Source organism: Streptomyces alkaliterrae, assembly GCF_007097205.2.
In the GTDB taxonomy this organism is placed as follows: domain Bacteria; phylum Actinomycetota; class Actinomycetes; order Streptomycetales; family Streptomycetaceae; genus Streptomyces; species Streptomyces alkaliterrae.
This window is the reverse complement of sequence record NZ_VJYK02000398.1, coordinates 1-4176: the sequence shown is the minus strand read 5'-3', so window position 1 is coordinate 4176 and position 4176 is coordinate 1. Positions and strand designations below refer to the sequence as shown.

The following is a 4176-nucleotide window of genomic DNA, read 5'->3' as shown; positions in this document are numbered from 1 at the left end:
GCCGGGGCGGGCTGGGGCCAGGCGCGGGACGAGGCGTTCCAGCGGGCGCTGACGGAGGTGCAGCGGCACTTCCACCGTTGCGCGCGCTGCACGGACGCGGTGTGCGGGCGGTGTTGGAACGTGGAGGCGGGCATGTGCCTGCGCTGTGTCCCGGACACGGCGACGGAGGTCCAGGCCGCCCGGCACCGGGGGCTGAACCGCGAGGCGACGCGCCGTGCGGAGGAGGCCGGCGAGGGGCGCGCGGCCGGGTACGACGTCGACACGCCGCGTCAGCTGGTCTGCCCGAGCTGTTCGACGGAGACGCGCGGCGGGGCGTTCTGCCACGGCTGCGGCCACCGGTTGGCGCAGCCCGCGCAGTGCGGCTCGTGCCAGGCGGATCTGCCGGCGGGGGCGGGTTTCTGCCCGGGCTGCGGCTCGCGGGCCGGCTGAGCAGCGGAGGCGGCTGCTTCCGGTGGCCGCGTCCGGGGGCGGGCGACCCGCGTCACGATTCGGCGAAAATGATTGTCGATCCCGTGTTCATGTGGCAGGTTGCCATCGGGCCCGGCGGGCGGGCCCTTGTGACGGTGCCCTCACCAGGGCCCTGGCCTCGGCGGCGGTGGCCGGTGATCGCCGGCCGCACCCCGGAGCCCCGACGCGGGTTGGTGTGCCATCAGCGAGAAGAGAACGGACACCCGGGACGGGAAGTACGTCGTCCCACCGGCCTCGTTCCAGCGGAAGCCGTCCGAACCGGCGCCGCGCGCCGCCTCCCGGAGGGTCGCGGGCGTGGCCCTCGGCGTGCTGCTCGTCGTGTGGGTCGGCACGGCGCTCGGGGTGCCGTGGGCGGCGCATCCCGGGGTGTCCGCCTGGCAGACGATCTGCGTGGCCATCATGGTGCAGGCCATTCCGTTCCTGCTGCTGGGCACGTTGATCTCCGGCGCCGTCAACACCCTTGTCCCGGCCGGGGTGTTCCAGCGCGTGCTGCCGCGGCGGCCGGCGCTGGCGGTGCCGGTGGCCAGCGCGGCCGGGGTGGTGCTGCCCGGCTGCGAGTGCGCCTCGGTGCCGGTCGCCGCGAGCCTGGTGCGGCGCGGGGTGCCGGCCGCCGCCGCGTTTGCCTTCCTGCTGTCCTCGCCGGCGGTCAACCCGGTTGTCCTGGTCTCCACGGCGGTCGCCTTCCCCGGGAGCCCGGAGATGGTGCTGGCCCGGCTGCTTGCCTCGCTCGCGGCGTCCGCGGTGATGGGCTGGCTGTGGCTGCGCTGGGGCCGGTCGGAGTGGATCCGCAAGGCGGTCGAGGGGCGCGGACACCATCCGGGCGCCAGTCGCCTGGAGGAGTTCCGCCGCAGCGTGCAGCACGACTTCCTCTACGCGGGCGGCTTCCTGATGGTCGGCGCGATGGCCGCCGCGACGTTCAACGTGCTCGTGCCACGTGCGGTGCTGGACACGCTCGGCGGATCGTTCTGGCTGTCGGTGCTGTTCCTCGCGGCGCTGGCGATCGTGCTGGCGGTGTGCTCGGAGGCCGACGCGTTCGTGGCGGCCTCGCTCACCGGCTTCTCGCCGACGGCGCGGCTGGTGTTCATGGTCGTGGGGCCGATGGTCGACGTGAAGCTGGTGGCGCTCCAGGCCGGAACGTTCGGCCGGTCGTTCGCCCTGCGTTTCTCCACCGCGACGGCGGTGGTGGCGGTGCTGAGCGCCGTCGTCTTCGGGTGGTGGCTGCTGTGAGGCGAACCGTCCAGACGCTGCTGCTGATGCTCGCGGGCGCGAGCGTGCTGCACATCTCGCTGTTCAGCGAGCTGTACCTGAACTACGTGACCGCCGGCTTCCGGCCGCTGCTGATCCTGTCGGGGGTGCTTCTCCTGCTGCTCGGCCTCGGGGCGGCCGGCCGGGACGGATTCCCGCTGGTCTCCCGCGAGAGCCCGGAGGAGAACGACGCGGACAAGGGCGACGGGCATCACGGGCACGGGCACGACCACTCGCGCGGGCCCCGGGTGGCGTGGCTGCTGTTCCTGCCGGTGCTGGCGCTGCTGTTCTACCCGCCGCCGCCGCTCGGCGCGTACAGCGCGGCCCGCAGCGGCGACGCGCCGGTGGCCGCGCCGGAGGGCATGGGCCCGCTGCCGAAGGGCGACCCGCTGCCGATGTCGCTGACCCAGTTCAGCGTGCGCGCGTTGTACGACGGCGACCGGGCGCTGGAAGGCCGTACCGTCCGGCTCACCGGCTTTGTGACGCCCGCGGCCGACGGCGACGGCTGGGACCTGACCAGGCATCTCGTACGGTGCTGCGCCGCGGACTCCCGCACGCTGCGGGCCCGGGCGCACGGCGCGCCGGCCCCGCCCACGGACAGCTGGGTGACGGTCACCGGGCGGTGGCGCCCGGTCGGGGAGATCGGAACGGAGTCGGCGGGCGTCGCGCTCGACGTCGACGAGGTCGTCCCCGTTCCGCGCCCCGCCGACCCGTACCGCGACGTAGCGCCGGAGGGCGGCAAGGACTGAGCCGGACGGCGGCAAGGACTGAGCCGGACGGCGGCAAGGACTGAGCCGGACGGCGGACGGCGGACGGCGGGTGGCGGGTGGCGGGTGGCGGTGGAACGACGCGGCGGCCCCCGCCGAAGCGGAGGCCACCGTGGTCTCGCGGGATGCGCGGCGCCGTGCCGGGACGCGGGGAGGCGTCTGTTCCGTCACGGCGCCGGACTCCGCGCGGTGCTGGTGTGTTGCGTCAGACGCTGGTCGTGCGCCGCGTGCTGGTCCTGCGTCACGTGCTGGTCGTGTGTCGCGGCGCTGGCCTTGCCGTGCGGTGCGCTGCGGTGCGCTGCGGGAGGCGACGGGCGGTTCCCCCAGACCGCCTCGGATCCGCCCGCCGCCCGTCTCGGAGCCCGCCGGAGCCGGGCTGCTCAGGCCCGCCTCCGGCGACCGCTCACCGTGCCCGTCAGAGGCGCTGCCAGAGTGCGGGCGTGTTCGGCGGCTGCCAGCCGACCTGCGCCTGGTGGGCCTGGAGGCAGCGGTAGGTGGCGCCGCCGTAGGTGACCTGCGCGCCGACCTGGTAGACGGTGCCGACCGACCAGGTGCCGCCGGGCTCACCCGGGTCACCGGGGTCACCGGGGTCGCCCGGGTCGCCGGGGCCGGAGTCGTTGGTGACCAGGGTCAGGCCGTACGCCTGGAGCAGCGGGTTGATCGGCTGGTGGAAGGTCGTGCCGCCGGTGCGGCAGTTGCCGGAACCGCCGGAGGTGACGCCCTGCGCCTGGCTGCCCGAGATGTACGCGCCGCCGGAGTCGCCCGGCTCGGCGCACACGGAGGTGCGGGTGACACCGGTGATGGTGCCCTCGGGGTACGTCACGCTGGTGTTGTGCTGCTGGATGGTGCCGCAGTGCCAGCCGGTGGTGGAGCCGGAGCGGCAGATGGACGCGCCGACGGCGGCCTGGGTGGAGCCGGCGACCCGGACGTTCTGCCCGCCCTGGCCGCGGACGAACGGCGTCACGGACCAGTTGCTGTTGGTGGCGACCCAGGCCATGTCGCGACCGGGGAAGTTGGACGCCTGGAAGGTTCCCTGCGCGACCCGGTTGTGGCCGGAGGTGGAGGTGCCGACGCGGCCGCAGTGGCCGGCGGTGGCGAAGCCCTGCTGGGTGCCGCGGCGCACGGAGAAGCCGACCGAGCAGCGTCCGCCGCTGCCCATGTAGTACGCCTCGCCGCCCTTGATGTCGTAGAAAGCGCGCGGCTGTTCGCTGGTCCGCTCCACCCGTACGACCGACCGGTCCGCGCCGGAGGCGGCGACCAGCCGCTCGGCGGCGGCCGGCTTGAGGGCCTGCACGACAACGGAGTTGGTGTGGACGTCGACGTACCAGACCGGCGCGTCGGCGGCGTCGCCCGCGCGCTTCTTCGCGGCGCGGTCCAACGCGGCCTTGGCGGCGTCGAGTTCGGCGAGTGAGTGGTCGACGACCTTCGCTCGGGCACCGGCCTTGGTGATCGCCTTGACGTCGGAGGCGTCGGTGGTGGCGACGGTCAGGTTCGCGGAGTCGGCGCCGGTCAGCCAGGCGCCGGCGAAGTCCGCCGCCAGGTCGACCCGCAGGGCGCCGGCGACCGCACCGGCCTTCGCCTCGTTGACCAGCCGGTCCTCGGCCTGGGAGCGGGTCAGCCCGAGGTCGCGCTGCATGGCCTTGAGCATCTCGGGGGGTGCTTCGGCGGCGTTGGCGGCGGGGGTGGCGGACTGCGC

The 4176-nt window shown here is 74.8% G+C and carries 4 protein-coding genes; 3 read left to right on the top strand and 1 reads right to left on the bottom strand.

What is annotated here, in order from left to right; all coding sequences use genetic code 11:
• From FNX44_RS24500 to FNX44_RS24490, 3 genes are all read left to right on the top strand, one after another.
• Positions 1–429, top strand: a 429-nt coding sequence (locus FNX44_RS24500; protein WP_173019279.1) for a zinc ribbon domain-containing protein, incomplete at its 5' end; no start/stop codon positions are given.
• Between the two features lie 219 nt (positions 430–648).
• Positions 649–1695 carry a permease gene (locus FNX44_RS24495; RefSeq protein WP_143651166.1) on the top strand — a complete coding sequence of 349 codons (1047 nt, stop codon included), beginning with the start codon at positions 649–651 and terminating at the stop codon, positions 1693–1695.
• Positions 1692–2462 carry a TIGR03943 family putative permease subunit gene (locus FNX44_RS24490; RefSeq protein WP_143651164.1) on the top strand — a complete coding sequence of 257 codons (771 nt, stop codon included), beginning with the start codon at positions 1692–1694 and terminating at the stop codon, positions 2460–2462. Before FNX44_RS24495 ends, FNX44_RS24490 begins: the two co-directional genes overlap by 4 nt.
• 433 nt (positions 2463–2895) lie before the next feature.
• Here the strand turns inward: FNX44_RS24490 and FNX44_RS24485 are convergent.
• On the bottom strand, positions 2896–4176 hold a 1281-nt coding region (locus FNX44_RS24485), incomplete at its 5' end, for an alpha-lytic protease prodomain-containing protein (protein WP_143651163.1).